21 protein-coding genes, 1 pseudogene and 1 riboswitch are annotated in these 24,487 nt (G+C 53.5%); of the genes and pseudogenes, 9 read left to right on the forward strand and 13 right to left on the reverse strand.

Annotated elements, in window-relative coordinates:
* The first annotated feature begins 6 nt into the window (after positions 1-6).
* Positions 7-225: riboswitch (cobalamin riboswitch) on the forward strand.
* 119 nt (positions 226-344) lie between these two features.
* The 4 genes from K3727_16905 to K3727_16920 are packed head-to-tail and all read left to right on the forward strand — an operon-like array spanning position 345 to position 3,536.
* The gene (locus K3727_16905) at positions 345-752 is read left to right on the forward strand and encodes a DUF1636 domain-containing protein (GenBank protein ID UWQ90434.1); all 408 of its coding nucleotides are present in this window, start codon (positions 345-347) and stop codon (positions 750-752) included.
* Entirely contained in the window at positions 749-1,531 is a 783-nt protein-coding gene (locus K3727_16910) for an ABC transporter ATP-binding protein (GenBank protein UWQ90435.1), read from the forward strand. The genes K3727_16905 and K3727_16910 overlap by 4 nt, the downstream gene beginning before the upstream one ends.
* 13 nt (positions 1,532-1,544) lie before the next feature.
* Positions 1,545-2,480 carry an ABC transporter substrate-binding protein gene (locus tag K3727_16915; protein ID UWQ90436.1) on the forward strand — a complete coding sequence of 312 codons (936 nt, stop codon included), beginning with the start codon at positions 1,545-1,547 and terminating at the stop codon, positions 2,478-2,480.
* 6 nt (positions 2,481-2,486) lie between these two features.
* Entirely contained in the window at positions 2,487-3,536 is a 1,050-nt protein-coding gene (locus tag K3727_16920; protein ID UWQ90437.1) for an iron ABC transporter permease, read from the forward strand.
* A gap of 608 nt (positions 3,537-4,144) precedes the next feature.
* Here K3727_16920 and K3727_16925 read toward each other — a convergent pair.
* The 8 genes and pseudogenes from K3727_16925 to dctP form a co-directional block, all read right to left on the reverse strand.
* Positions 4,145-5,785: pseudogene (locus tag K3727_16925) on the reverse strand (recombinase family protein).
* Between the two features lie 112 nt (positions 5,786-5,897).
* Positions 5,898-6,383 (reverse strand): hypothetical protein, encoded by a 486-nt coding sequence (locus tag K3727_16930; GenBank protein UWQ93434.1) that lies wholly within the window; start codon positions 6,381-6,383, stop codon positions 5,898-5,900.
* Between the two features lie 103 nt (positions 6,384-6,486).
* The gene (locus K3727_16935; GenBank protein ID UWQ90438.1) at positions 6,487-6,894 is read right to left on the reverse strand and encodes a universal stress protein; all 408 of its coding nucleotides are present in this window, start codon (positions 6,892-6,894) and stop codon (positions 6,487-6,489) included.
* Positions 6,895-6,986: 92 nt separating this feature from the next.
* Entirely contained in the window at positions 6,987-8,504 is a 1,518-nt protein-coding gene (locus tag K3727_16940) for a malonyl-CoA synthase (GenBank protein ID UWQ90439.1), read from the reverse strand.
* Positions 8,505-8,515: 11 nt separating this feature from the next.
* Positions 8,516-9,754 carry a malonyl-CoA decarboxylase gene (locus K3727_16945; protein UWQ90440.1) on the reverse strand — a complete coding sequence of 413 codons (1,239 nt, stop codon included), beginning with the start codon at positions 9,752-9,754 and terminating at the stop codon, positions 8,516-8,518.
* Entirely contained in the window at positions 9,751-11,067 is a 1,317-nt protein-coding gene (locus K3727_16950) for a TRAP transporter large permease (protein UWQ90441.1), read from the reverse strand. Before K3727_16950 ends, K3727_16945 begins: the two co-directional genes overlap by 4 nt.
* Positions 11,067-11,615: a TRAP transporter small permease gene (locus tag K3727_16955; GenBank protein ID UWQ90442.1), complete on the reverse strand. Its 549-nt coding sequence runs from the start codon at positions 11,613-11,615 to the stop codon at positions 11,067-11,069. Before K3727_16955 ends, K3727_16950 begins: the two co-directional genes overlap by 1 nt.
* 76 nt (positions 11,616-11,691) lie before the next feature.
* The gene (gene dctP / locus K3727_16960) at positions 11,692-12,681 is read right to left on the reverse strand and encodes a TRAP transporter substrate-binding protein DctP (GenBank protein ID UWQ90443.1); all 990 of its coding nucleotides are present in this window, start codon (positions 12,679-12,681) and stop codon (positions 11,692-11,694) included.
* 140 nt (positions 12,682-12,821) lie between these two features.
* Between dctP and K3727_16965 the strand changes: the two genes are divergently transcribed.
* Entirely contained in the window at positions 12,822-13,469 is a 648-nt protein-coding gene (locus tag K3727_16965) for a GntR family transcriptional regulator (protein ID UWQ90444.1), read from the forward strand.
* A gap of 363 nt (positions 13,470-13,832) precedes the next feature.
* On the forward strand, positions 13,833-14,696 hold the full coding sequence (locus K3727_16970) for a trypsin-like serine protease (protein ID UWQ90445.1): 864 nt from the start codon (positions 13,833-13,835) through the stop codon (positions 14,694-14,696).
* Between the two features lie 260 nt (positions 14,697-14,956).
* Here K3727_16970 and K3727_16975 read toward each other — a convergent pair whose 3' ends face one another.
* A complete protein-coding gene (locus K3727_16975) occupies positions 14,957-15,958 on the reverse strand; it encodes an AraC family transcriptional regulator (protein ID UWQ90446.1) in 1,002 nt (333 codons plus the stop codon).
* Between the two features lie 107 nt (positions 15,959-16,065).
* Between K3727_16975 and K3727_16980 the strand changes: the two genes are divergently transcribed.
* Positions 16,066-17,505, forward strand: a complete 1,440-nt coding sequence (locus K3727_16980; protein UWQ90447.1) for an arylsulfatase — start codon at positions 16,066-16,068, stop codon at positions 17,503-17,505.
* Between the two features lie 158 nt (positions 17,506-17,663).
* Here K3727_16980 and K3727_16985 read toward each other — a convergent pair whose 3' ends face one another.
* A complete protein-coding gene (locus K3727_16985; protein UWQ90448.1) occupies positions 17,664-18,245 on the reverse strand; it encodes a TetR/AcrR family transcriptional regulator in 582 nt (193 codons plus the stop codon).
* A gap of 78 nt (positions 18,246-18,323) precedes the next feature.
* On the opposite strand from K3727_16985, the gene K3727_16990 reads away from it, so the two are divergent.
* A complete protein-coding gene (locus tag K3727_16990) occupies positions 18,324-18,788 on the forward strand; it encodes an MAPEG family protein (GenBank protein UWQ93435.1) in 465 nt (154 codons plus the stop codon).
* Positions 18,789-19,218: 430 nt separating this feature from the next.
* Here K3727_16990 and K3727_16995 read toward each other — a convergent pair whose 3' ends face one another.
* From K3727_16995 to K3727_17005, 3 genes are all read right to left on the reverse strand, one after another.
* On the reverse strand, positions 19,219-20,403 hold the full coding sequence (locus tag K3727_16995) for a porin (protein UWQ90449.1): 1,185 nt from the start codon (positions 20,401-20,403) through the stop codon (positions 19,219-19,221).
* Between the two features lie 211 nt (positions 20,404-20,614).
* Entirely contained in the window at positions 20,615-20,935 is a 321-nt protein-coding gene (locus K3727_17000) for a hypothetical protein (GenBank protein ID UWQ90450.1), read from the reverse strand.
* A 116-nt stretch (positions 20,936-21,051) separates the two neighbouring features.
* Positions 21,052-22,248: an MBL fold metallo-hydrolase gene (locus K3727_17005; protein UWQ90451.1), complete on the reverse strand. Its 1,197-nt coding sequence runs from the start codon at positions 22,246-22,248 to the stop codon at positions 21,052-21,054.
* Between the two features lie 176 nt (positions 22,249-22,424).
* Between K3727_17005 and K3727_17010 the strand changes: the two genes are divergently transcribed.
* The gene (locus K3727_17010; GenBank protein UWQ90452.1) at positions 22,425-22,982 is read left to right on the forward strand and encodes a TetR/AcrR family transcriptional regulator; all 558 of its coding nucleotides are present in this window, start codon (positions 22,425-22,427) and stop codon (positions 22,980-22,982) included.
* The last annotated feature ends 1,505 nt before the right edge of the window (positions 22,983-24,487 follow it).

The following is a 24,487-nucleotide window of genomic DNA, read 5'->3' on the forward strand; positions in this document are numbered from 1 at the left end:
GATTATCGCAAAACTGTCAGAGATGGTTTTCAGCCACCGAAAATGTAGCTGAAATGAAAAGGGAATACGGTGAGGAGGAGCGAATACGCGCCGAATCCGTAACTGCCCCCGCAACTGTGAGCGGTGAGTGACCCCAATGGATACCACTAAGCCTTTCAGGCTTGGGAAGGTAGGGGAAACGCTGATCCGCAAGTCAGGAGACCTGCCATCGAACGGCACTTCAGTGTCGTCAATGCAACTCAACCCAGACGGGGAGTCTGGTTAGGAGATTATGATGGTGGCACGGGATATCCTTGGCCTGAATACATATCTGACCTGCACCCCGCTTCATCGCGGAGGGCGATATGAAAACAGAGCTAAACCACAAAATCAAAGTTTGCACGTCATGCCGACATAAAGGCACGGAATGTCGGCCAGGTTATGAACTAATACAAAAACTTCGGGCCGCGATCAAAGACGCGGGCGATGCAATTCCTGAGAGCTTCGAGGTTTCAGGCGTTGCCTGCATGGCGGGGTGTGATCGTCCGTGTACGGTCGCATACCATGGCAGCCGCAAGGCCACCTATCTGTTTGGCGACATTGATCCGGCCGATGATGTTGATGATCTTGTCACCTTCGCGAAGCAATATGCTTACCTGCATGATGGCTGGTGTTCGTCCGTGGATCGGCCTGGCAAACTGCGCAAATCCACATTGGCACGTGTGCCGTCCGCGATGATTGCGGTCGAAGCCAGCGACATTCGTGCATCATGAGGGCGGCAGACCTTGTCGTGCAGGACGTCAGTTGGACGCCTTTCAAATCGGCTCAACCTGTGTTGCACGCGACGACCTTTAACGTTTCCGCTGGGCGGGTGTTGGGCGTCGTCGGCCCGAACGGTGCGGGCAAGTCCACACTGCTGCGTCTACTGTATCGGTTTCAAAAACCCCAAACAGGTCAGGTGCTTGTCGATGGACAAGACATCTGGTCAATGACGGCACGTAAGGCCGCAACACAGATCGCAGCTGTCCTGCAAGAGCAAGCATCAGCATTCGGTTTGACCGTCCGAGAGATCGTCCGACTAGGCAGGACACCGCATCGGTCTGGCTTTACAACGACCGGTTCAGGGGACGAAGATGTCATCGATGATGTTCTGGACAAGCTCTGCCTGAATTCCTTGGCTGATCGTGATTTCGGCACCTTATCTGGTGGCGAAAGACAACGTGTCATGGTGGCCCGTGCCCTTGCACAAGAACCTCGCGTTTTGATCCTTGATGAGCCAACAAACCACCTAGATGTGCGCCATCAGCTAGAGGTCATTTCGTTGATCAATAACCTTGGGCTGACCATCGTTGTGTCTTTGCACGACCTGAACATGGCTATTGGCACTTGCGATGATGTGCTGATCCTCAAAGATGGTCACCCCCAAGGTTTCGGCCCTCCACAGTCATTACTCTCTGATAAACTTGTGTCGGATACGTTCCGCGTCACCGCGCAGCGCGAGCATCTCAGCCTTAGTGGTGCATCTCATTTTTCTTTTAACCTTCCGAGCTGAAAGACCCTCAAACATGAAACTTACATTTACCACGTTGGCCGCTCTGGCTTTGGCAAGCACTGCAATGGCCCAAACTACGGTTCAAAGCTGCGACCGTACGGTGACGTTCGATGCGCCTCCTCAGGCGGCGATATCCAACGACGTGAACCTGACCGAGATGATGTTGGTTCTTGGCCTTGCAGATCGCATGGTTGGCTACACAGGAATTTCTGGCTGGAAAACACTAGACGAAGACATGACCGCTGGCGTGGAAGAACTACCTGAACTTTCGGCCCTGTACCCGACCAAAGAAGTGCTGATTGGTGCTGACGCTGACTTCTTCTTCGCGGGTTGGAACTACGGTATGAAAGTCGGAGGCGAAGTCACGCCCGAAACTTTGGCCCCCTTCGGCATCGCGGTTTACGAATTGACTGAAAGCTGCATCCACGTCGGCGAAAAAGACGCCGCCTCTATGGATGATATGTACAATGATTTACGCAATCTCGGAGCGATCTTTGACATCTCTGAGCGCGCCGAAACATTGATCGAAGGCTACCAGACAGAGCTGGCGACATTCCTTGAAGAACAGCCGGCACTGAACGCCGCCCCACGGGTGTTTGTCTATGACAGCGGCGAAGATGTGCCCTTTACCGCGGGCCAATACGCCATGCCCAATGCTCTGATCGAGGCCGCTGGCGGCACCAACATCATGAACGATCTGGACAAAAGCTGGGCGACTGTCGGCTGGGAAGCGGTGGTCGACCGCAACCCAGAAGTCATCGTGATCGTTAACTACGGCGAAGTCACGGCTGATCAGAAGATTGAGTTCATGACGTCAAACCCCGCTTTCGCGGATATCGATGCCGTGCGTAACAAACGTTTCGTGGTGCTGGAGTATGTCGAAGCCACGCCAGGCCCGCGCAACATCGCAGCGGTCAAGACCCTCGCCGCCGCCTTCCGGTCTGAGTGATCCCAGATGACACAGGCAGCAACCAACACAAATCCCACGAAGGCTACAGGTCTATGGATTACTGCCCTTTTGGGGGTCGTGGCACTTTTGGGCTCACTGTCGGTTGCCGTCAGCGTCGGGGCCGTCGCGGTTTCCCTTGAAACCGTCTGGGGCATTCTGATCAACAAGATTGCCCCAGACACGATTTCCCAAGACTGGTCGAAAGGACGTGAGGCCATCGTCTGGGATATCCGTTTCCCAAGGGCGATCCTCGCCTGTTTTGTCGGCGCAGGTTTGGCCATGGTCGGCGCGAGCCTTCAGGCTGTGACACGCAATCCATTGGCTGATCCGCATTTGTTGGGCATTTCGGCGGGCGGCGCGTTCGGAGCTATTTTGGCTCTACTGCACACGGGGCTGTTCCTTGGCCTATTGACCGTCCCGTTGTTGGCATTTCTCGGCTCTCTTGGCGCGACATTGATCGTACTAGCGGTTTCTCGATTCGCCTCCGCAACCAGTGCTGACAGGTTGGTTCTAGCAGGTGTGGCCGTGTCTTTCATCGTGATGTCAGCGGCGAACGTCCTGATCTTTCTCGGCGACCCAAAGGCCACTCATACGGTCGTGTTCTGGATGTTGGGCGGCCTTGGCTTGGCGCAATGGGATCAATTGATGTACCCAGCATCCGTTCTTCTTGCCTGTGGCACGTACCTGTGGCTCAAGTCAGGAACACTAAACGCAATGACGGTCGGGGACGAAACGGCGACCACGCTTGGAATCCCTGTCGACCGCTTCAGGCTGACAATTTTCGTGATCGGTGCCTTGATCACAGGGGTCATGGTCGCGTTCTCAGGTATCATAGGTTTTGTCGGCCTGATGATCCCGCACATCGTGCGTCTGCTCGTTGGTGGAGACTATCAACGTCTCCTCCCGATTTCAGCACTGTGCGGTGCTGTATTCCTTGTTTGGGCTGACATCATCGCCCGGACCATCATGGCACCAGATGATATGCCGATTGGAATTGTAACGGGCCTGATTGGCGGGGTGTTTTTCGTTTGGATTCTGAGGAGAAGGATTGGCTGAGGTCAAAACATCAGAAATGAATGCCGCCATTCGTTCTAGGAAATATAGGTCGGCTTCGTCCCGCTCAGCGTCAGCTTAGGCCGACCGCAGCGAAATGGTGGTTTGAAATTTGCCAGAATTGACACCGTCGGAGGTCCGGTTTGGTGAAATTCGCTGCACCAACGAAAAGATGCCGCTGTAGGTGCGAGGAAATGCTGCATGAGCAATAGCGGCGCCAGCAAAAGTCCGGTGAGTCCCGCATCTGAGTCCTTGGAAACGGATGCAGCGAAGGTCCGGAACCCACCCTGGGTGTCGAAGAAAGGGGCTGGCAAGATGACAGGATTTGTAGGGCATTTCTTGTCACCGTTTGAATAAAAAATGTCACAAACTGGAAATGGGAAACGCTGGCGTAAGTCTCATCGATGATTAAAGCGCTTATGATTGTCGGAACTTTCGCAAATCAGTTCACCTCAACGCCACCTCAACCCTCGAACGCCGTTTTGGCGCGGTCTGTGCAGTCGAATGTCGCCCAATGACGGTGAATGTTGGAACCAATATCTTGCGATATCAAATGTTTAACAGGCAAGTCACTGATTTCACTAACTTATTGGAATCATTGCGATTACGGCTCATAACCTGAAGGTCGTAGGTTCAAATCCTACTCCCGCAACCACTACTGTCGAACAGGCCACCTTCGGGTGGCCTTGTTTGTTTTTGGGCCTCTCCTAAACTTGGTAAACCTGCCAGTTCGCCAACCAATTCAATGGCCAGTCCGTCGCCCTCAGGGATAAGCCGGATCTCCGTCAAAAGGCTACGGATGATATCGGTGGCCTCGGCCTTTGTCGCAGGATCATTTAGGGCGCGAGACAGGTCGGTCACAGTATCACGGTAGAGATCCGCAAGACCGGGATGAAGCAAGACAGGCGGTTCTGCCTTCGCGTTCGCCAAGTCGTTCTCTAGGTCTGCCTTACGGGCCCCCAGACTGTCCATCTTGGTCTTCCTGCTTTCGTGAAACATGCCCTCGGCAATGGCGTCTACAATGCGGTCGGTTTGACTTATGACCTTCGTAAATTCGTGCTCTGTCTTAACCTTGTTGACGGAGGTTTGGGCAGTCAGACGATTGTGCTCTTCTTGGTAGGCTTTGACAAACTCGGCAATGAGGCCGGGGTGGAACAACTGGTCCTTGAGGCCGATCAAAACACGCTCTTCCAGCTCACTCCGTTTGATGGTGACGCGATTGGAACAGGTGCCTTTGTTACGGGTGGCAGAACAGCCGTAGTAGTGCTTACCAACCTGAATGACGCCGCCACCACATTCCCCGCAGGTCAACATTCCTGAAAACAAGTGTTTGGCGCGCTTGGTTCTTCCAAGCTTACGCACACCGTCGCTGATGGCCACGTTGCGTGTGGCTTCCTGGTGGGCTTTGACTGCGCTCCAAAGGTCTTGGGGCAGGATGCGCAGGTGGAATACATCTTCAATGACCCAGTCCTCCGGCGGATTGAGGCGAGCTGGTCGTTTGCCGGTGTTGGGGTCTTTGATGAACCGCTGGCGGTTCCAAATCAGGCGCCCGATGTAGAGTTCGTTATTGAGAATACCGGTGCCGCGTCGCCAGTTTCCGTAGATGGTTGATGCCCCCAGCCTCTACCACGCGGCCCATCTACACCTTCGTCATTCAATTTGCCAGCGATTGCGCGAGGGCTGATACCGGCAGCGTAGTCTTCAAATATGCGACGCACGATGGTGGCCTGTTCCTCATTGACAGTCCGGTCGCCCGTAGAAACCTCGCCGTCGGCTGTGAAGCTACGCAGCACATCGTAACCATAAGTGACACCGCCTGCCGACTTGCCTTTGCGCACACGACCCTCAAGGCCGTGATGGGTCTTCTGGGCCAAGTCTTTCAGAAAGAGGCTGCTCATCGTGCCCTTGACGCCGATGTGCAGTTCGGAACTCTCGCCCTCTGCGACGGTCACAATCGGGATGCCCTGAAACCGCATCTGTTTGAAGAAACCGGCGATATGTTCCTGATCCCGGCTGATCCGGTCGGGGCCCTCGGCAACAACGACATCAAAGGCGTTACGGCGTGCATCTTCCAGAAGCCGTTGATATGCTGGTCGCAGATGGGAGGCCCCGCTTAGACCACGGTCAGAATAGGTCTCTGCTTCGCGCCAACCGTTACCTTCAATAAGACGCAAGCACAGACGGTGTTGATCTTCTATGGACGCATCACTTTGCTGGTCAGTGGAATAGCGGGCGTAAATCGCTGCACGCATGGGGTGGGCCTCCGATACATCTTGGCCCGCCCTATTATTGGCACGAAATCATCCTTGTCTTCCACTTTCGATTGCAACAAGTTGCAATGTAATATTGATAAATATCAACGTTTTAAATTGTCGCTGAGACAGGTATCTCCTTACATGCCAAACAACTGGAAAGTGCCGAAAGCCGAATGCAGACATTCAAACAAGGGCGAGCAAACGGCGGGTATGCGGGACAAACTGAGCTTTCGTTACGGCTGCACGGAAGGCCGCTCTGCAAGGCATCGCTACTTCCGCCGAACCAAATTGACCAAATCAACCGGTTAGCTCGGCCTTGAGCGAACCGAACACAGAAACGATATTTTTTACCACCGTCGAACGATCTGACAACCCCCTGCCGTTCGTAGTGAGCAAGTACAGGTGTGGTCTGAGCGTGATAGGCGGCCAAGCGGCTCTTGACGGTTTCGGCGGTATCGTCTGCTCTTCTTTTGAACTTAGTTGCACCACAGCTATCGCAAACGCCCTCGACTTTGGGGCGCTTGAAAGTCACGTGATACCCTTCATCGCAATTCGCGCATGTGTGCCGACCAGTGAGTGTCTTTACCTGAACCAGGCGGGCCGAACAGCACGAGAACCTTAGCCGAGCGGTTGTTAGCGCGCGAAGACATCATGTGTTCTCCCCCTATTCAGGTAATCACGGTGTTAATGCCGAGCACCTATCGAACGACATGGACTGCACAAGACGCATGTCGTACGACACGCGCCGCCGTGGAGCCCAAAAGATAGTCCTGGAGCCCTGGGCGGTGACTCGCGATGACGATGCAATCTATGTCGTGAGAGATTCCGAAATCGAGGATTGTGCGTCCTGAATGCCCTTCGACGATCTCGATGCTGGCCCCTTCGGTCCCATCAACGATTGGTTTTAGTTTTTCTCCGATCACAGCTTTGGCAACCTCAAGATGGTTTTCTGGAAGCAGATCGCTGGAGTATTCAGGCAAGTGCTCAATCACATGCAGAGCCGTGATCTTGCCGCCTTCGCCGCAAAGCGTCTGTGCGACTTCCAACGCCTTCTTTGCGTCTCTGTCTGCGTCAAATGAAATTGGCACGAGGATATTGTTGTACATTGATCGGTCCTCAAAGTCGTGACGGGGTAAGTATTCGATGTAAAAGGCGGTTCACGGCGCGTCAGACACGGCCGTGGGCCAGATCAGGAAGGTTAAGCGGGAGCGAACAAGTCTTTGTATTCTTCGCGCAATTCCTTCTTTTGCACCTTGCCCATCGTGTTTCGTGGGAGTTCTGGCAGAACGACCAACTTTTGGGGGTGCTTGAAACGCGCGAGGGAACTGCCGATGTTGCCTTTGATCGCGTCGAGGTCGAGTTCGGCACCTGCTTCGGCGACAAGAACGCCAACAACGGTTTCACCAAAGTCTGGATGCGGAACACCAACGACAGCGCTTTCAAGAACACCGTCTTCCTCATCCAACAGGAGCTCGATCTCTTTGGGGTATATGTTGTAGCCGCCCGAGATTATCAGGTCTTTGTTGCGACCAACGATGTGCAAGTAACCGTCTTCATCGATCTGTCCGAGGTCACCAGTAATGAAGAAGCCGTCTTCCCGCAGCTCCTCGGCTGTTTTCTCGGGCATCTGCCAATACCCTTTGAAGACGTTGGGGCCACGCACCTCAATCTCGCCGATATCACCTTGGGGCAAGGTCGCGCCCGTGTTGCTGTCAGTGATCTTGATCTCAACGCCGGGAAGCGGAAAGCCAACAGTGCCAGCACGACGCTCGCCCTTGTATGGGTTGGACGTGTTCATGTTGGTTTCAGTCATGCCGTAGCGCTCAAGGATACGGTGGCCGGTGCGTTCTTCAAACTGCACATGTGTTTCTGCGAGAAGTGGTGCGCTCCCCGAAACGAACAGACGCATGTCTTTCGCCAAATCTTTGGTGAAACGCGCGTCTTCCAACAGGCGTGTGTAAAACGTCGGAACGCCCATCATGGTGGTTGCCGTCGGCATTCGTTCAATGATTACATCCAGATCGAATTTCGGCATAAAGAAGATCTTGCTGCCCGCCAGAAGCGAGATATTTGTGGCTACAAACAGTCCATGGGTATGGAAGATCGGCAGAGCGTGAAGCAGAACGTCCTCAGAGGTGAATTCCCACTCCTTTGCCAAAGCTTTGCAATTTGATAGTAGATTGCCTTGGGTCAGCATCGCTCCTTTAGAACGCCCTGTTGTTCCGGATGTATAGAGGAACGCGGCCAAATCATCTTCTGAACGCTCGACAGTCGAAAATGCAGATGGCATCACCTCGGCCTGCAAAGTAAAACTTCCGGTGCCGTCGTTGTTCATTGTTTCCAGAACTGCGCCTGCCGCCTCAGCAACAGGTTGCAAAGCTTCGGATCGTTTGCCGTCGCACAGCAAAACCCGCGCGCCGCTGTTTTCAACAAAATATGAAACTTCGTCAGGTGTGTAGGCGGTGTTCAAAGGCAAGAAAACGATCCCGGCCTGAACACAAGCTGCGTAGACGGCCAGAGCTTGTGGTGACTTTCCGATCTGGACCGCAACGCGATCACCGGGCTTGACGCCAAGCTGTGTGAACACGTGCGCGTATTGCGCAGCAAGTTCCAGGTATTCGTTGTGCGAAATGATCGTGCCATCCGCCAACTCCAGAAACGCTGTCGTCTTACCCTGGTGTTGCCCGAAAAGTGTATCATACAAAGGGTTTGCCATTATCAATCTCCTTAGCTTTTGGGTGTCACCGACCCGCTCAGCGTTTTTACTGCGGCGGACGCGACAACGGTCTTTTCACCGACGAATTGTTCGTGATTTTGTGAGATCTGGGAGAGGTCGTAGAGGTAGTTGACCATTGTCCCGTTGGACTGCTTGCGCCCATTGGGCGAAACATCTGCTTCGGCGTGTACAGCATGAACCATCGCACCATTGCCGAGATGGAACCGGGCGACAGGATCAAATGGCATGCCGTCTGACCTCTTGGCCTCCAGCAAATAGTGCGCAGCCAATGCTTGATTGTCGGCTGCTTTCAGAGCGTCCAGATTTGTTCCGCCCAGCCATTTGTTCAGACTCGGGATCGGTGAGAGGGTTACAAATGTTGTGAGGTTTGGCAGGTCTTTGGATAGGTCCGAAACAACCTGTTTGATCAGCGAGTTGCCAAACGAAATACCTGCAAGTCCAGACTGACAGTTGGAAATTGAGTAAAAGACAGCAGTGTCAGCATTTTCCGCCTCGATCTCTTCGCGTTCATCTGCGAGCAAATCTTGAACCGAGCTTGGCACACCTTTGGTGAGCGCGACCTCAACAAAGATGAGAGGTTCGTCGGCCATCGAGGGATGGAAAAAGCCGAAGCAACGGCGGTCAGTTGGTTTGAGACGGCGTCTGAGGTCATCCCAACTGTCAATTTCATGCACAGCCTCATACGCGATGATTTTTTCGAGAATGTCCGCAGGGCTGGCCCAATCGATAGGGCGGAGCACAAGGAAACCTCGATTGAACCAGGATGCAAAAAGGTGTCGGAAGTCCACGTCCAGCGGTTCAAGGTCCGGCCGTTCATTCATCATTCCCAGCAAGTCTTTGCGCATTTGAACCAGCTGGCCGGTTGCGCCCGGAACTTGATTGAGGCGCCTTGCCAGTTCCTGGCGTCGCGGCTCGCAGGCGGCGGCAAAGGCACGGTATGTGCCTTTGCTGGGTTTTTCTTTATAAGCGTTCAGCGAGCTGACGACTTCTTCAGGATCAATCTCAAGCTCATGTGTCATGAACTCGAAGAATGCTATTTTTTCTTCGTCGCTCATCGCTGCGTAGCGATCCAACAGGTTGCGTGCGAGAGTTACACCCGACACTTCCCCATGGCTACTGAGCAGTGCCTCACACAAATCTGCCGTTGTCCTGCCATCGACTTCATTGGAGAGCGCTTTTTGGTAACGCCGCTCGAATACCGTCGAGATCAGTTCGCTGAAGTAGCTCATACCGCTTCTCCCATCACAAAGTCAGGCAACCAAGTTGCGATGCCAGGGAAGAAGCAGAGCAGGATAATTGCGATCACCATGCAGGCCACGAAAGGCAGAGACCCCTTCAGGATGGTCTTGAGCGAGATGTCCGGCGCAATGCCGTTGATCACGTAAAGGTTCAGACCCACTGGCGGTGATATCAACCCAATCTCCATGTTGATCGTCAGAACAACTGCGAACCAGATCGGATCGAAGCCAGCGGTAGTGATGATTGGCAACAGGATGGGTGCAGCCATCAGGATCACAGCCACAGGCGGCAGGAAGAAGCCCGCGATCAACAGGAACAACATGACAAATGCCATCAGCACCCAACGGTTGACATCCAATGTTCCGATCCACTCGGCAATCGCTTGCGTGATGAAGAGGCTCGACAACATGTAGGAAAACACACCCGCAGCGGCGATGATGAACATGATCATCACGCTTTCCTTGGTGCTGTCCCGAAGAACAACCCACAGGTCTTTGGGATTCCAAAGCTTGTAAATGATCATGGCGATCAGCAGGCACAGAAGTGCACCAACAGCGGCTGTTTCCGAAGGTGTCGCGATGCCGCCGTACATGGCGTAGAGCACACCTACGATGATTGCGAGGAACGGCAGTACACGCGGCAGGATTTCGAACTTCTCTTTCCAAGTGTAGTTCCCTGCCGACAACAGTTGCTTATCGCCAGACTGCCAGGTCGAATAAAGCGACCAGATCATGAACAACAACACAAGCAGCAACCCAGGAAGAACGCCCGCAAGGAAGAGACGGCCAATCGAAGTTTCCGTCGCGATGCCGTAGACGATCATTGTCACGGATGGTGGGATCAAGATCCCCAATGTGCCGCCCGCTGCAATTGAACCCGCCGCCACGCCATCAGGATATCCACGCTTGCGCATCTCGGGGATGCCCATTTTGCCAATCGCGGCGCAGGTTGCCGGGCTGGAGCCGGACATCGCCGCAAAAAGCGCACACGCCCCAAGGTTCGAAATGACCAACCCGCCAGGAACACGGGTCAACCAGCGTTCAAGAGCTTCGTAGAGGTCTGCCCCCGCCCGCGTCGAGGCGATTGATGAACCCATGATGATAAACATCGGGATCGAAAGAAGCGCAAAGTTGTCGAGCTTGCCGAACAGAATTTCAGGAATGAGTTCAAGAGAACGCAGACCATCGAAGATCAGCAAAAACCCGGTTGAAACGATTAGCAGTCCCAGAGCAACCGAAACGCCGGAGAAAAGCACCATGATTGTCGCGATTGCGACGATGCCACCAAGTAGGATCGGGTCCATTACACGTCCTCCAAACCAAAGGGTGCGTCAATTTTCAGGAGGACGGCGACCAGATCAGCGATGAGCTGAAGCAAGAACAAGCCAAACCCAACGGGGATCGAAAGATACGGGATCCAAAGCCGGACGGCCCAGATCGTGTCGGACTTCCAATTGCGCTCGTAAGCGAGGTGCCAATGCTCGTAGCCGTAGAACAGGACAATCGCGACAATCGCAATCGAGAGCCCCATGGTCAGCAGATACATGTAATATCGAGCGGTTTTGGACAGCGCCAGCGGGACCAGGTCAACATTGACGTGCCCACGCAGTCGTTGCACATAAGGCAGCCCAACAAGCGTCGCACCAATTGCGAGATAAACAACAGCTTCTGTCTGCCAAACGGTCGATTGGTTCAGAACGAAACGTACGAATATCATTTGGCAGGTGATTGCGACTGCAGCAACGATCATGGCCGCAGAGCACCAACCGGCGAGGGTAGAGAGGGCCGCTACACCGCGCAGAAATGGGTTATTACCCGTGCGCGAAGTGACGGCTGAGCTTTGACCAGCCATGTCAGCTTTCCTTCCAAGAATAAGAAATTTTCTGAATTGTGCGACCGCCAATCACTGGCGGTCGCCAATGGTGGGATTACTCGACGGCGAGAGCCATATCGAGCAATGCCTGACCGTCCGGAACATCCTCAACAAACAATTTGTAGGATGTTTCCTGGGCCAGAGCGCGCCATTCCGCGAAGTCTTCAGGCGACATTTCTGCGATTTCCACACCGGCTTTCTCGAAGACCTCAACCGAAGCGGCGTCTTGTTTTTTCGCTTCTTCCAAGTAGTAGGCTTCGGCCTTTTCCGACGCGGCCAACAGTGCTGCCTGTTGTTCAGCACTCAATCCTTCGAAGGTCGATTTGTTCATCAGAAGGGGTTGGTACATGAACCACAGCGCAACGTCTTTTGTCGCTGGTGTGTAGCACGCCGCCTGCTCGTAAATCCGATAGGAAACGAAAGAGGAAGACGATGTGTTCGCTGCATTCAGAATTCCGGTTTGCATCGCGTTGTAGATTTCGGAAGACGCCATCGAAGTGATCGACGCATTCGCTCCAGCCAACATCTGCTCGAAAGCTTTACCGGCAGCACGTGTTTGAAGCCCATCAACATCGGAGGGCTTGGTGATGCATCCTTCCTTGCCGACAAAACCGCCAGCCAGATAACCGTGCACCAGCACCATCACATCATCTTCAGCCATTTTTTCTTCGAGCGCTTCCATATATGGGGAATTGCTCAAACGGGCCGCGTGATCGTGGTTTTTCACAAGGCCAGGCATCAGCGTCAGGTTGAAGGCAGGCTGTTGGCCGCCCGCGTAGCTCAACGGCAAGACAGTCATGTCCAACTGGCCGCGGCTCAACGGGCGATATTGCTCGCGCGGTTTAAAGAGTGATTTTGACCCAAAGATCTTGATTTCGAGATCGACATCGGCAGCAGCGACTTCATCGGCAACGATCTGCGCCACTTGATTGCGGATGTCTTTTGTTGACCACTGATGTGACAAGCGAAGTTCTTCGGCGCTGATTGTCGACCCAATGCCCATTGCCGCGACCGCAGCGACAGTCGTAAGAAATTTCGTTTTCATGGTTTCCTCCCATTTGTGAGCCGACTCTCCTCAGGTACGGCAATAATCCATCATTGCGAATTTTGCATCACCAATCAATATTTTTGTATACAATATCTAAATTCTTGCGCCCCAAAGGGGATTTATAGTATGGTGCTCGCATGGGATTGAATCGAGCAGAACAGATTGCGGAATCACTTGAACAGCTTGTGTTTCAAGGAGAATACGAGGACGGTGAGAGACTTGATGAGATCAAGCTCGCTGAACATTTTAACGTGTCGCGAACCCCCATTCGGGAAGCTCTCCAGCGGCTCGTCATGTCTGGAATGGCTGAACAAATTCCGCGTCGGGGTGTTTTTATCCGCCAGCCAGGCCCCGTGGAACTGCTCGAAATGTTTGAAACAATGGCGGAGCTAGAGGCAGCCTGTGGACGCTTCGCGGCGGCCAGGATGAGCGACGATGATCTGGAACGCCTCGTAGAAGCAAACCTCAGATGTCGGGATGCTGTCGAAAAGGAAGATGCGGCTGGTTACTATCATGAGAATGAAGTCTTCCATCAGGAAATCTATAGGGGCGCCACAAACTCCCATTTACAAGGCGAAGCCTTGCGTTTGCAGAATCGTCTGAAACCATACCGGCGCGTGCAGCTCCGGTTTCGCGGGCGTATGGCCCAATCTCTGGCAGAACACGACGAGATTATCCAAGCCTTAAAGTCTGGGGATTCCGAACTTGCCGCCAAACTTCTCCGCGCCCACGTCACGGTGCAAGGCGAGAAGTTTCAGCAATTAATGGCCGGACTTAAGAACTAGAAGCGGGTCTACTTAGGCCGGAGACTGGTTCGATAGCGCAACAACATCATGCGCGGCTAACTCAGATTTCCGCATTATTCCATCCCTTTGTTCGCACGACAGAACAAACCGCGAAGTAGCCTTGGGCGTCAGCTAACGTGCGGATTGCTGACATCTGTGCGACTCGCAGCATTTGTGACTTTGGGCTCCCTGCAGCCATCCGCACCTGGTGCAGTGAACGGCAGTAGGGAGCCCGAACCTGACATTTCTTGATCAAGCCTATATGTTGGATGTGCCCTGTGGCAGAAATTTCGAACTGAAATCAATTTGTGTAAATCGCGTGACAATATACTTACTTGATATTTTCCTAAGGAGGACGTGAGGATGAAGCATACTGCTATAGTCGCGCTGGTGGTGATTTGTTCCACCTTTTTCTCGACACCGGCAGGTATGGCCGAAGCCTCGAAAGTTCCGGATGTCGGGCCACTTGGTGATGATGCTTTTGTACTCGAGTTGGATGCGCTGTGCGGGGTCGGTAAAAAATTAGCTCAAGGTTGCCAAGCTATCCGAGAACGCGAAATTGTGGATGCATCGATGCCGCCATGGAGGGCTATTGGTCGCGTAAATTTCGCCAGCACCGAGGTCAGACAACATTGCACCGGAACACTCCTGTCCGAGCGAATTGTACTCACGGCATCGCATTGTTTGTACAACTTCCCCCGGAAATCATGGATTCCTGCACAAAGCATTCGGTTTGTCGCAGGTTACCAACGAGGTGCAGGGGAAGCTGTTTCTGAGGTCGCCAGGTATATTGTCGATCCGGTGCAGAACATCCACAGCCGTGATTTCAGGAGTAACTTCTCTCAGGATTGGGCTTTGTTAGTTTTGAAGGACCCAATCGGTCGAGAGACAGGATTTCTGACCCCGCACTCGATGGACACGAGAGAACTTGAAGACACATCTTTCCTCCTCGCAGGGTACGCGGCCTTAAGACCACATGTTCTGTCGGTCGCCGGTGATTGTGGAGCTCCAGAGAACAGCGTGGATCACAGGCTAATTTTTCAAAAGTGCTCCGTGATGCATGGCGACTCTGGCGCACCAGTTCTTGCCCATATTGATGGCGAGGAAAAAGTTATTGGTGTCTTTTCCGGCACCGTTTCGAACCAGTCGGAGTTTCTTAGCATTAGCATCCCAATATCCAATTTGGGAACTGCCCTGCGATTGGAACTCAATTGGGAAAGTCGGTAGCGAGTTTACACCGTCGAATTCTCCGTCTCTGAATCAATCCAATCCCACTGATCCAACACCAACGATGGAAAATCGGGGTGAAGCAGATAAAGCTGGACGCAAAATCCAACGGAAGGAAAGTCCCGCAGTGCGGTCGCATCTTTCAAGTGACAGTAATATCCGCTTCGGGCTGCCTGCAGCCATCCGCACCTGGTTCAGCGAACGGCAGTAGGGAGCCCAGAGCGGACTAAGACTTCGCGCTTGAATTATTGGACTATGTCTCACCTGCGCAGGGCGGATGGTGTTTTCCCTGTCCATCCCTTGTAGGCTCGAATGAAGTGTTGCTTCGACGAATAACCAACTTCCTCGGCAATTTCGGACAGCGTCAGGGTCGTTCCCGTAAGTAGTTTGTCTGCCTGTTCACGACGAAGCCCACTCAGCAGATTGCCAAAAGTTTCACCCTCAGTTTTCAACCTTCGTTGGATGGTGCGCGGCGTGACACCGACTTTTTCAGAGACTTTGTCCAGATCGAAGATGCCGTTTTGAACAAAGGGCATGCATAGATGGCGCAGAACCTCGGCGAAACTCTCAGATGGTCGGCTAGAGACAAGTCTTCGCAGGTCGCGCCACGTGAAAGTTTCCAAGCGGTCTTGCTCATTGGTAGGTTCGTGCAAAACTTCACCGATGAGTTCGGTGCCGATTGCGCATAGCTGCACTGGTGCCCCGAAAAACGCGCTCAACCTTGCAATTCGCGTGGCATCCGCCGCCGCAACCTTAATCAAAGTGGGCGACCAGTTGTCGTTCGAATACATTGCGACAAGGTTTATCAAAAGGGCAGCGATACCGTCGCTTTGATGCCAGCTTCCCAGCGCCTTTGGAGTGGGTGGAACATAAACAATCCGCAACCGGCAGTCAGTCAACGTGACGTCCAACCGTGAGCCTGACTCGTGATACCGTAAGGCCCGCACGGCCCTTTCCAGAGCGGTGCGCAGCGTCGGGGCAGAGGTGACATATTGCCCATAGAGCCCCAAATCGGCAAATTGAACCGTGCTTCCGATCTTGGCCCCGAAAATCGGTTCTCGTGTCACGCGTGCGCAGGTTTCGAGAAAGCGCATGTATTCCGCGTTCGGAAGCTGCATTGACTGGTCCTGCAACAGCCTCTCCGAAAATCCGTGCTCTGAGAATACACGCCGAGTAAGTGCGTGCCCGAACATCTCGTCTACGGCACTCGCAATTGCAGCAAACTCGCTCGCGCTGACCATGGGTATCATGGGATTGGGCATTGCTTCCTGTCTCAGTTGGTGTTGCCACAATGAATGCCATTTTGTCGCGAATTGGCACCCTCGCATCTTGTATCATACCCAAAACGAGACAGGAAAAGGAGCTTCCAATGCTACTCAACAAGTTGAAATCCGTTGCAGTTTTGGCGGTGGTTGGCTTATCGCCGACATTGGCATTGGCAGAGACAAACAAGCCCAACATCGTCTACCTGTTGGTGGATAATTGGGGCTGGGGCGACATTGGCCTTCAGGGCGGCACCGTCCCGACGCCAGAAATTGACGCGCTAGCCGGGGAAGGAATGCGGCTGCTCAACTTCAATATCGAGAACCAGTGCACCCCGACCCGGTCTGCCATTCATACCGGTCGTCTTCCGATCCGCAGCGGCACTCAGAAGGTTGCGGCCCCCGGTGAACCCGATGGTCTCGCGCCTTGGGAATATACCATCGCCGAACTGCTGTCCGATGCGGGCTACAGGACCGCTCTCTTTGGCAAATGGCACATTGGTTCGCAGGTCGGGCGGCACCCTAGTGACCAGGGATACGACGAGTGGTGGGGGATTAACGAAGGCTCCAATGCGGCAGCATATACCGCCACGCCTGAGTTCGACCCTGAGGTCGCGGCCGTGCCGCACTTCTGGGAAGGCAAGAAGGGCGCTCCATCCTACGAAACAGAACTCTACGACACTGAAGGCAAAACAACCTTTGACCGCAACATTACCGACCGCGCGGTTGGCTACATCAAGCAACGCGCCGGTGATGATGAGCCCTTCTTCCTTTACGTCGGTTTCACACAGTTTCACCCGCCCTGGGTCATCCACCCGGATTTCGACGGGGTCTCGGACGCGGGCATCTACTCGGACATCAAATACGAGGTCGATCACAACATCGGCCGCATCCTCGACACGCTCGACACCTCGGGCATTGCGGAAAACACAATCGTCGTGCTGACTGGTGATAATGGTCCCGGCACACTTCCGCAGGGGCTCGGTTATGCCACCGGCGAAGTTGGTGGCTCGACCGGACCGTGGCGCGGTGGCCTCAGCACCGGGTTCGAGGGCGGGTTACGAACGCCTGCAATGGTCCGCTGGCCCGGACAGGTTCCGGCGGGCGTCGTATCGAACGAGATCGTTTCGGTGCTCGACATCTATCCGACACTGGCCACTCTTGCCGGAGAAGCGGAGCGCATCCCGTCGGACCGCCCGATGGACGGCGTTGACCAAAGCGCGTTCTTTCTTGGGGAGCAGGAGGCTTCCAATCGAGAACACGTCGTAACGTTCGTCGGTGATAGCGTCTTTGCCGTGAAATGGCGTGACATCAAGGTGCACTTCTTCACAGCAGAAAGCACATTCTCGGAAATCAGGCAGAATACATTTCCTCAGGTCCACAACATAAAGGAAGATCCAGCGGAACAGTTCGAGCTTTGGGGCAATGAAGGTTTCTCACACGCTTGGGTAATGACTCCAGTGACCGGTATTCTGAGCGACCTCACGGCAAGCATGGTGAAGTTCCCGAACATCAAGCCTGGAGAGGATTTCGACGGCTACAAGTAAACGGCAGCATTGTCCGCAGTGCGGTCGCAACCCACAAATGACAGCAATGTCCGCTTTGGGCTGCCTACAAGCATTCGCACCTGGTGCGGTGAACGCCAGCCGGAATCGATAGGTTCGCAACACGGTCGAATCCCGTAGGCTTTCCTCCTAGCGGTTATCTAGGAGGAAAGCCGCTCAATCAGAGCGTTCACAAGATCTTTATCCGAATGCTTCAGCGGATCGCCAATACTTTCAGCGAGACCAAGCATTAGAACCAAGCCCAAGGAGGCCGAATGGATAGCAAATGCTGTTTGGCGCGCTTGGTCAGGTGATCCATCGAGCTTCTTTGCCAGGGCGTCATACAATCTTGATGTGGTTTTATGGATTTGGTCGAGAACATCGCCGTCTCGTGTTTCTTGCATGCCTGCTTTCAGAGTTTGTGGCGCGAGGTACATCATCCTGTACCGATCAAGATTGTCTCTGTGGAACTGTGTGATTGTACGTACAAAGACGTCAATTGCTCCATTCGAGGTTTCAGCTAATCTTAGACTCTTCTCAGCCTCTGTGGCCTCTGCGTCCAACCAGTTGACGAACATCGCAGCGAGCAAATCGCTTTTGGAGGGAAACCAATACAGCACTGCCTGTTTAGAAATTCCAAGCTGTCGGGCGATTGCGTCAAAGGAAGCCGCGCCAATGCCGCCAGACGCAAGAAGCAACTGCGCGGCACCAAGGATCTTTGTGTCGGTTTTGAGGTTGCTCATACATTTCTCTTGATTGCTTACCATTGGTAAGCTACAACACTTACCATTGGTAAGCAAGTGCAGCGAGTGGGCGAAACATTGGAATTGTTGAACTTGGAAAACCCAGTATTTACAGCGTATGTCATCGCGGCCTCTCTGATGGTGTTGAAGGTCATGGGGCAAGGTTGGATGACAGTTCACCGCATGCTGAAGATCGGCGGCGGGTGGGCCAGTCCTGAGGATCTCAGGAGGGGGCTCATCAACAAAAAACCTGATCCAACCCAACTTGAAGGCAATGACTACGTAGACCGCTCCCGGAGGATGCACCGTAACGATCTGGAAAACATCCCGGCGTTCTGGGTTGCTGGTCTTTTGTTCGTTCTCGTTGATCCCCTGTTGCTTCTTGCGCAGCTACTGTTCTTCGGGTTCGTTGGAGCGCGCTTTGCCCACTTTCTGGCCTATGCAACCGAACAATCGCACGAAGTTCGAGCAACGTTTTATACCATGGGCTCCGTGATCGTGATCTACATGGCTATACATGCAATTTGGTCGGTATTTGCCTAGTTGGTCAAAGGAATATGACCGTTAAATCTGCGGTGCGGTCGTAACCCACAAGTGACAGTAATATCCGCTTCGGGCTGCCTGCAGCCATCCGCACCTGGTGCAGCGAACGGCAGTAGGGAGCCCATATTCATAATGCTGCAGTGTACATGAACGGCAGCTATAAGCAGTAAAGTGAGGTTGGCAAAATCTGGCTCATTTCCCGACAGCGGGCCTTGGTGAGAGGTGCAGCACATCCTGGCTCCAAGCCCATAATGGCTGACGCTGCATAAAAAATGAACAACGACCATACGCGTAAAGCCAACATCGATAAGTTTAGCGAGAGGCCCAGTGGGCCCTCTTTGGAGAACAAAAGGCACCTCATTTATGGTGAATCCTGTCCGCTCCCTGGAAATCAGAGCCTGTGAGTACGACAAAAACGCTTCGCTTTTGCTTAGAACTTCCAGCGAACCCCGGCGAAGAAGGCTGTCGATGCTTCATAGTCGAACGCCTGATCATCGTAATCATAGTGGCGTAACAATCCGAATATTTCGATATTTTTCGCCTTTATCTGCTGAGACACCGCAAACCCAATCGAGCGGGACTGAGAACCAGGTCCGGTGATGTTATTGCCGTTGTAAACATCAATCGAAAAGGCCGTTTGTCCCATCGGCAAGAGATCCCGGAAAACGCCCAGCTTGAAATAGTTGTACTGCCCTGAAACCGAGCTGTGACCCAAGGCCATGGTGAAATTCAATCCGGTCTGATGGTGCAAAGCGGAAAGTGAGCCCGAGGTCACGTCTTCGTCGCCCTTCTTGCTGTGGCCTGCTCCGGCACTAAACCGCACACCGTGGAAGTTTCCTTCGTATCGGGCGGCTATGTCGGCATAGATGTCGTCGTCCGAATCCAGAACCTCTTTGCCCACTGCGAAAGAAACCTTAAGACCCTTGTAGTCCGGAGTGTCATAGCGAATTCTCAGCTTTCGGCTTCCGTCTGAATTGTAGCCCGTGACGTTGTCGCCGTCGAAGTTGCTAAAGACATCGCCGATTATCAAAGAGGATAACCGACCGTCCGTTAGACGCAAATACTGCCCTCCGGCTGATTGAGAGACAGCGGAGTAAGCAGTGACCTTGGTGTGCGACAAGTCAATTTCAGCAATACTGTCGGTAGCCATGCTGCCTTGACCCAGCGAGAGAGTACCCAACCGGTCATTGTCTAAGATTATTTCCAGTTTTCGGACATTGGTGCCATCGAACGAGAATCCGGTACCAGAGTTGTCAATCTGGTTAATTGAATTGGAGGCTCTTGGCGTGATGCCTCCTTCGAATCTGGCAACTGCGTCGATCCCCCAGATTGGATAGAGTTGCCAAAGAAATCCGACACGTGTGCTGGCATTCGAATTGTCCACTGGTGCATATGTTTGCTTGGTCCAGCCATCGTTGTAATATAGCAAGGCCTGGCTAATTTGGCCATACATCGTGATGGGCTGACCTGTGAGAGTCGTTCTGGTTCGCCAGTCATCCGTTGGGTCGGTCAACGGGGTCAGAAGATTTCTCAAGCCCAAGTCCTGCGCGTAGGTTTCCCCTGCTGAGACAGCACCAGCCACGCCGCAAATGAATGCTACAAGCTTTCGTGACACCAGTATTTTTAACCTTTCCTGTTTTCAGCAGTTGGCACGGGGAACGCTGTCAGCTTCAAACTCCCCCGCTTTGACTTAGCCAGCGCGTTTACACCTCTGATCAAACAACCCGAGCCTCCTCGGCATCGCGATTTGGAGGCCCGCAAGCACCGCAAGTTATTGGCTCAGCGCTAAGACATCGGTTTCAGGCTGCGGTTCAAAAATCAAAAACCTAGTCTCCGATTGTGATCGAAGCTGAGGATTTCCAGATCATGATGCCATCGTCGTCTTTTACGCAGTGCAACAGTTTTGTGTTGTCTTGTGCGCGCAATTCGTTTCCACCGTTTAACGCTCCATTGTTGTCCGACGTTTGCAGCTGTCGCTTTTTGCCAGAGACGACAATATAGGAATTCTTTGAGTAGGCACGGCCATCATAGTAGCAAAACCGCATTTCTGCGCCTTCTGGAATGGGCGAGGCCGTCGTTAGGACCGACTGGGCAAACCCAGATCCGCCTGACAGGGTCAAAGCTGTGACAAGAATAAGCCGTATCAATCTAAACTCTCCTTTTTTAAAGCCGACCAAAACTTTTGCGGTCTCCTAGACACGAACAATCCTGTTTTGGGATAGGTGCACGGCTTGAGACATGCGCCTATCCGAGGCCTTATTCGTTACTTAAGGTCGTATTCTTCATTGAATGAATCAACCATCTCTTTTTGAACGTCATCGACATTCCATCGGCCTGCTTTGATCGCGTCCGTGACAGGGTCTTTCAGACCTGTTGTATCCGGCGCTGGCGCTGCCTTGGGACCGGGAACGGACCAAGCTTCTTCCGTCCCAACAACCATGCGCTCGGTGATGCCATCATTTGTAATGTTCCAGACCATATTGTCCGTCGCCAATGACAGCGGACCATCATAGACGTCGCGCACACCATCATAGATCCCGAAACGCGTCGCTTCCTCGTTAAAGAAATGATAGCCGACCGCCAGCTTCGGTTTGATCTCTGCCATGACCTTGCCAAATGCAGGAGGCGAGGTGTGAACCTGGGTCCCGACACCGATCGCCTGTGCGGGCGATTGTGAATATAGAGAGACAAGTTGATCAGGTGTCAAAAACACTTCGTGAATGGCGAGATCGGCGTCCTTGGCATAGTTTACATACCACTGGTTTGGAAACGTATCGCCCCCGATGACAATCTTCATCCCCTGCCAGTAGACCCCATAGCTGACGGGTCCGTCACCGGCATGGATAGCCGGCCAAGAGCGGATCTCGACACCGTTTTCGCTGTAGATCACCTCGTTTTCGCCAAGGTAGTCGAATTCTGTCACCTCAACGACACCCGGCGCTGGGTTGAGACGATAATTCCGGGTCACAAGGTCCCAGTTAAAGGCCTTTAGAAAGTGCTCAATGGCGTATTTTGTGCCCATTTCCGGCGTTTCGCCGCTTGGGCCCCAAACCTTGAGTGATCCGGTGCGCCCAGACGTCCAGCCGCCGGCCCAAAGGGTCACGAAATCACCCCAGTGGTCCGTGTGAAGGTGGGAGAAAAAGACTTTGTCGAGAAAGTCATACGGGATCATGTAGCTGGCAACATTTGCCATTGAGCCCGTACCAACATCAAAGAGGAATTTGTCACCATTGCCCAGTTCAAGCAGAAAACACGTGGCTGCTTGCCCACGACGTGCTGCCGGAAGGCCGGTACCACAAGCGGTCAACCTCATTTCATCCGAGCCAAGCTCTTCTGTACCAGGGTAATACACATAGCGATCGGGCGCGACACCATTGGGGTCTTCGACCTTTCCCCCAGCGGCCCAAACACTGGCCGGTGCCATCAACAATGCGGCTGCAAAAGCGAATATTCGTCCCATTTTGGCTCTCTCCTCGAGGTCAAAAAGATATCTGAATCAAACATACCAAAAGGTACGGAGTAAGTATAGACTTTCAGGCTCGGACCTTTCAGATTAGTCATGCGTCCGTGTTTTTGGTGGCGACCGGCTTGGTCGAGAGCCAGAAGGCGGTGTCTAGTAAAGGTAATCCTGTGACCATGGATCAAAACAAACCCAAGAAGCGGTATGATCGAAAGCGATGGCTGGAAACGGCGCTAGACGTTCTGGCCCATAAGGGGCTGGCGGCTGTTCGGGTCGCCGACCTGGCTGCACGACTGAACGTTACCAAGGGTAGTTTTTATCACCACTTTAAGAGCCGAGAGGCCTTTTTGGATGCGCTGGGGGAATATTGGACGCAGGCCTATACAGATCGGGTCATAGAAACAATCGGGCCACCGCAGGGCGACGGACGCGAACGGCTTCTTACACTCATGCACTATGTCGCCGAGCGCAAACTGGACCGATTTGACATGGCGTTTCGGTCATGGGCGGCACAGGATGCCAGAGTTGCCAGGGTCGTTGAACGGGTCGACGAACGCAGATACCACTTTATTCGGAGTTTGTTTGAGGATGCTGGACACACCGGGGTTGAATTGGAAGCCCGCACCACTGCTTGGCTCGTTTTTTCGAGTGCTTTGCATTCTCTTCACTTTCCGGAAACAGGAAGCAAAGACCAGCCTAGCCTCGAAGATCACTTCCGCGTGTTCATGGATTGAGGCCTGGCTCTCGGGACTGCAGATCCGAGAATGTCACGGTATCCGAGCCTCGGCGCCGCAGGTTTTACCGAGTTTCCCGATGCGGATGTTCCATAGGGCTGTGAATGCAGTTTCCATCCTCATAGCCGCTGGATTGGTGGTGATTTCAGCGGCGACTTCGCTGCGAGCAGATTTCGTGCCCTTCAATGGCTCTGAGGTTGCCCCAAATATCGCCATCATACGCGTTTCGGACAGGGGGGTGACTGTTGAACTGGAAGTGTTCGTTGGAGATATGCCTGTATTCGCGGATCTCTTGCCAATTGAGTGGCTGCCTGAGGACGCTCAGGTGGCGGCAAATGGAGTAGACAGACTACGACGCTTTGCTAACAGAGGGCTGTCGGTGCGCACGGCCGAAGGCACGAGACTGCCTGTCCAAGTGACCCTAATTGAACCGCGGCAACGCATTGACCGCGCGTCTCCTTTTGCAGGCCAACGTGATCCGCTCAGCGGTCAGGTCGTGCCAGCCCCACCGGAAGACCCTCGCGTTATTTATGCTGAATTGTTTTATTCCTTTGGCGAATTGCGACCCGACAAGATAAGCATTTCACCCCCGATGAAGTCAGGTATTCCGGCGGCAGTAATCGGAACTCTGATCTATGATCGAGACGTGCCAGTCACTGATTTCAGGTTCCTGTCCGGGCCTGCCGATCTGAACGTCAACTGGTCTGATCCGTGGTACAGCCAGTTCGCTCAAAAGAACCTGAACCGCCGCGCGCAATCGGTTGCCTCCTCGTTCCTGTACATCGAGCCTCGCGAACTGCGTCACGAGACCCTTATTCGCTTGCGGGAACTTGCGCCCTGGCTAGGCGTTGAAGCCCCAGAGGGTGCTGTGATCTCACCTGACGAGATTGATAATCTCACCACTTTGGCCGCAGCCTATTTGCAAAAGAGAAACCCGGTCGACATAGATGGCGTTTCGGTCAACCCGAAAACCGCCACGGCCGACATTTTGTCCTTTGAGCCACGTGGGTTTCAAATCGCTGAGGCCAATGCACCGGTCCCCGTCAACAATGCGTTCGTTGGTGTGATCCTATCCTTCCCCGTGTCAGACATCCCTGACACGGCAACGGTGCACTGGGATATGTTTGACGAACACATCACGGCAGTCTCGACCACTTCCACTGATGCGGCCAGTCCATTTTTTGGCGAAGTGACGCCCCAAACCCCCATCTTTCAATGGCGCAATCACCTCCTTACCTATGAACGCCCAGAGGTCACCTCTATCCCGGTTGCACCGGAACCGGTTTGGATTTCCATCCTGTTCTGGCTCGGGTTGGGCTTGGTCGGCAGCGGAGTGGTTATGGCCATTCTTCGACGGCAAGCATTTCTCCGGATCGGAATCGGTCTGGCGCTCTTGGGTGCGATCTGTGCATCCGTATTCTCGTCACGGATTGGCGGATTGCCCTGGTCAGCCGGGAGGCTGCCATCTCAAACAGAAGCCTCGGCAGTTTTCCTATCAGCCATCG

Source organism: Rhodobacteraceae bacterium M382, from assembly GCA_025141015.1.
In the GTDB taxonomy this organism is placed as follows: domain Bacteria; phylum Pseudomonadota; class Alphaproteobacteria; order Rhodobacterales; family Rhodobacteraceae; genus Aliisedimentitalea; species Aliisedimentitalea scapharcae.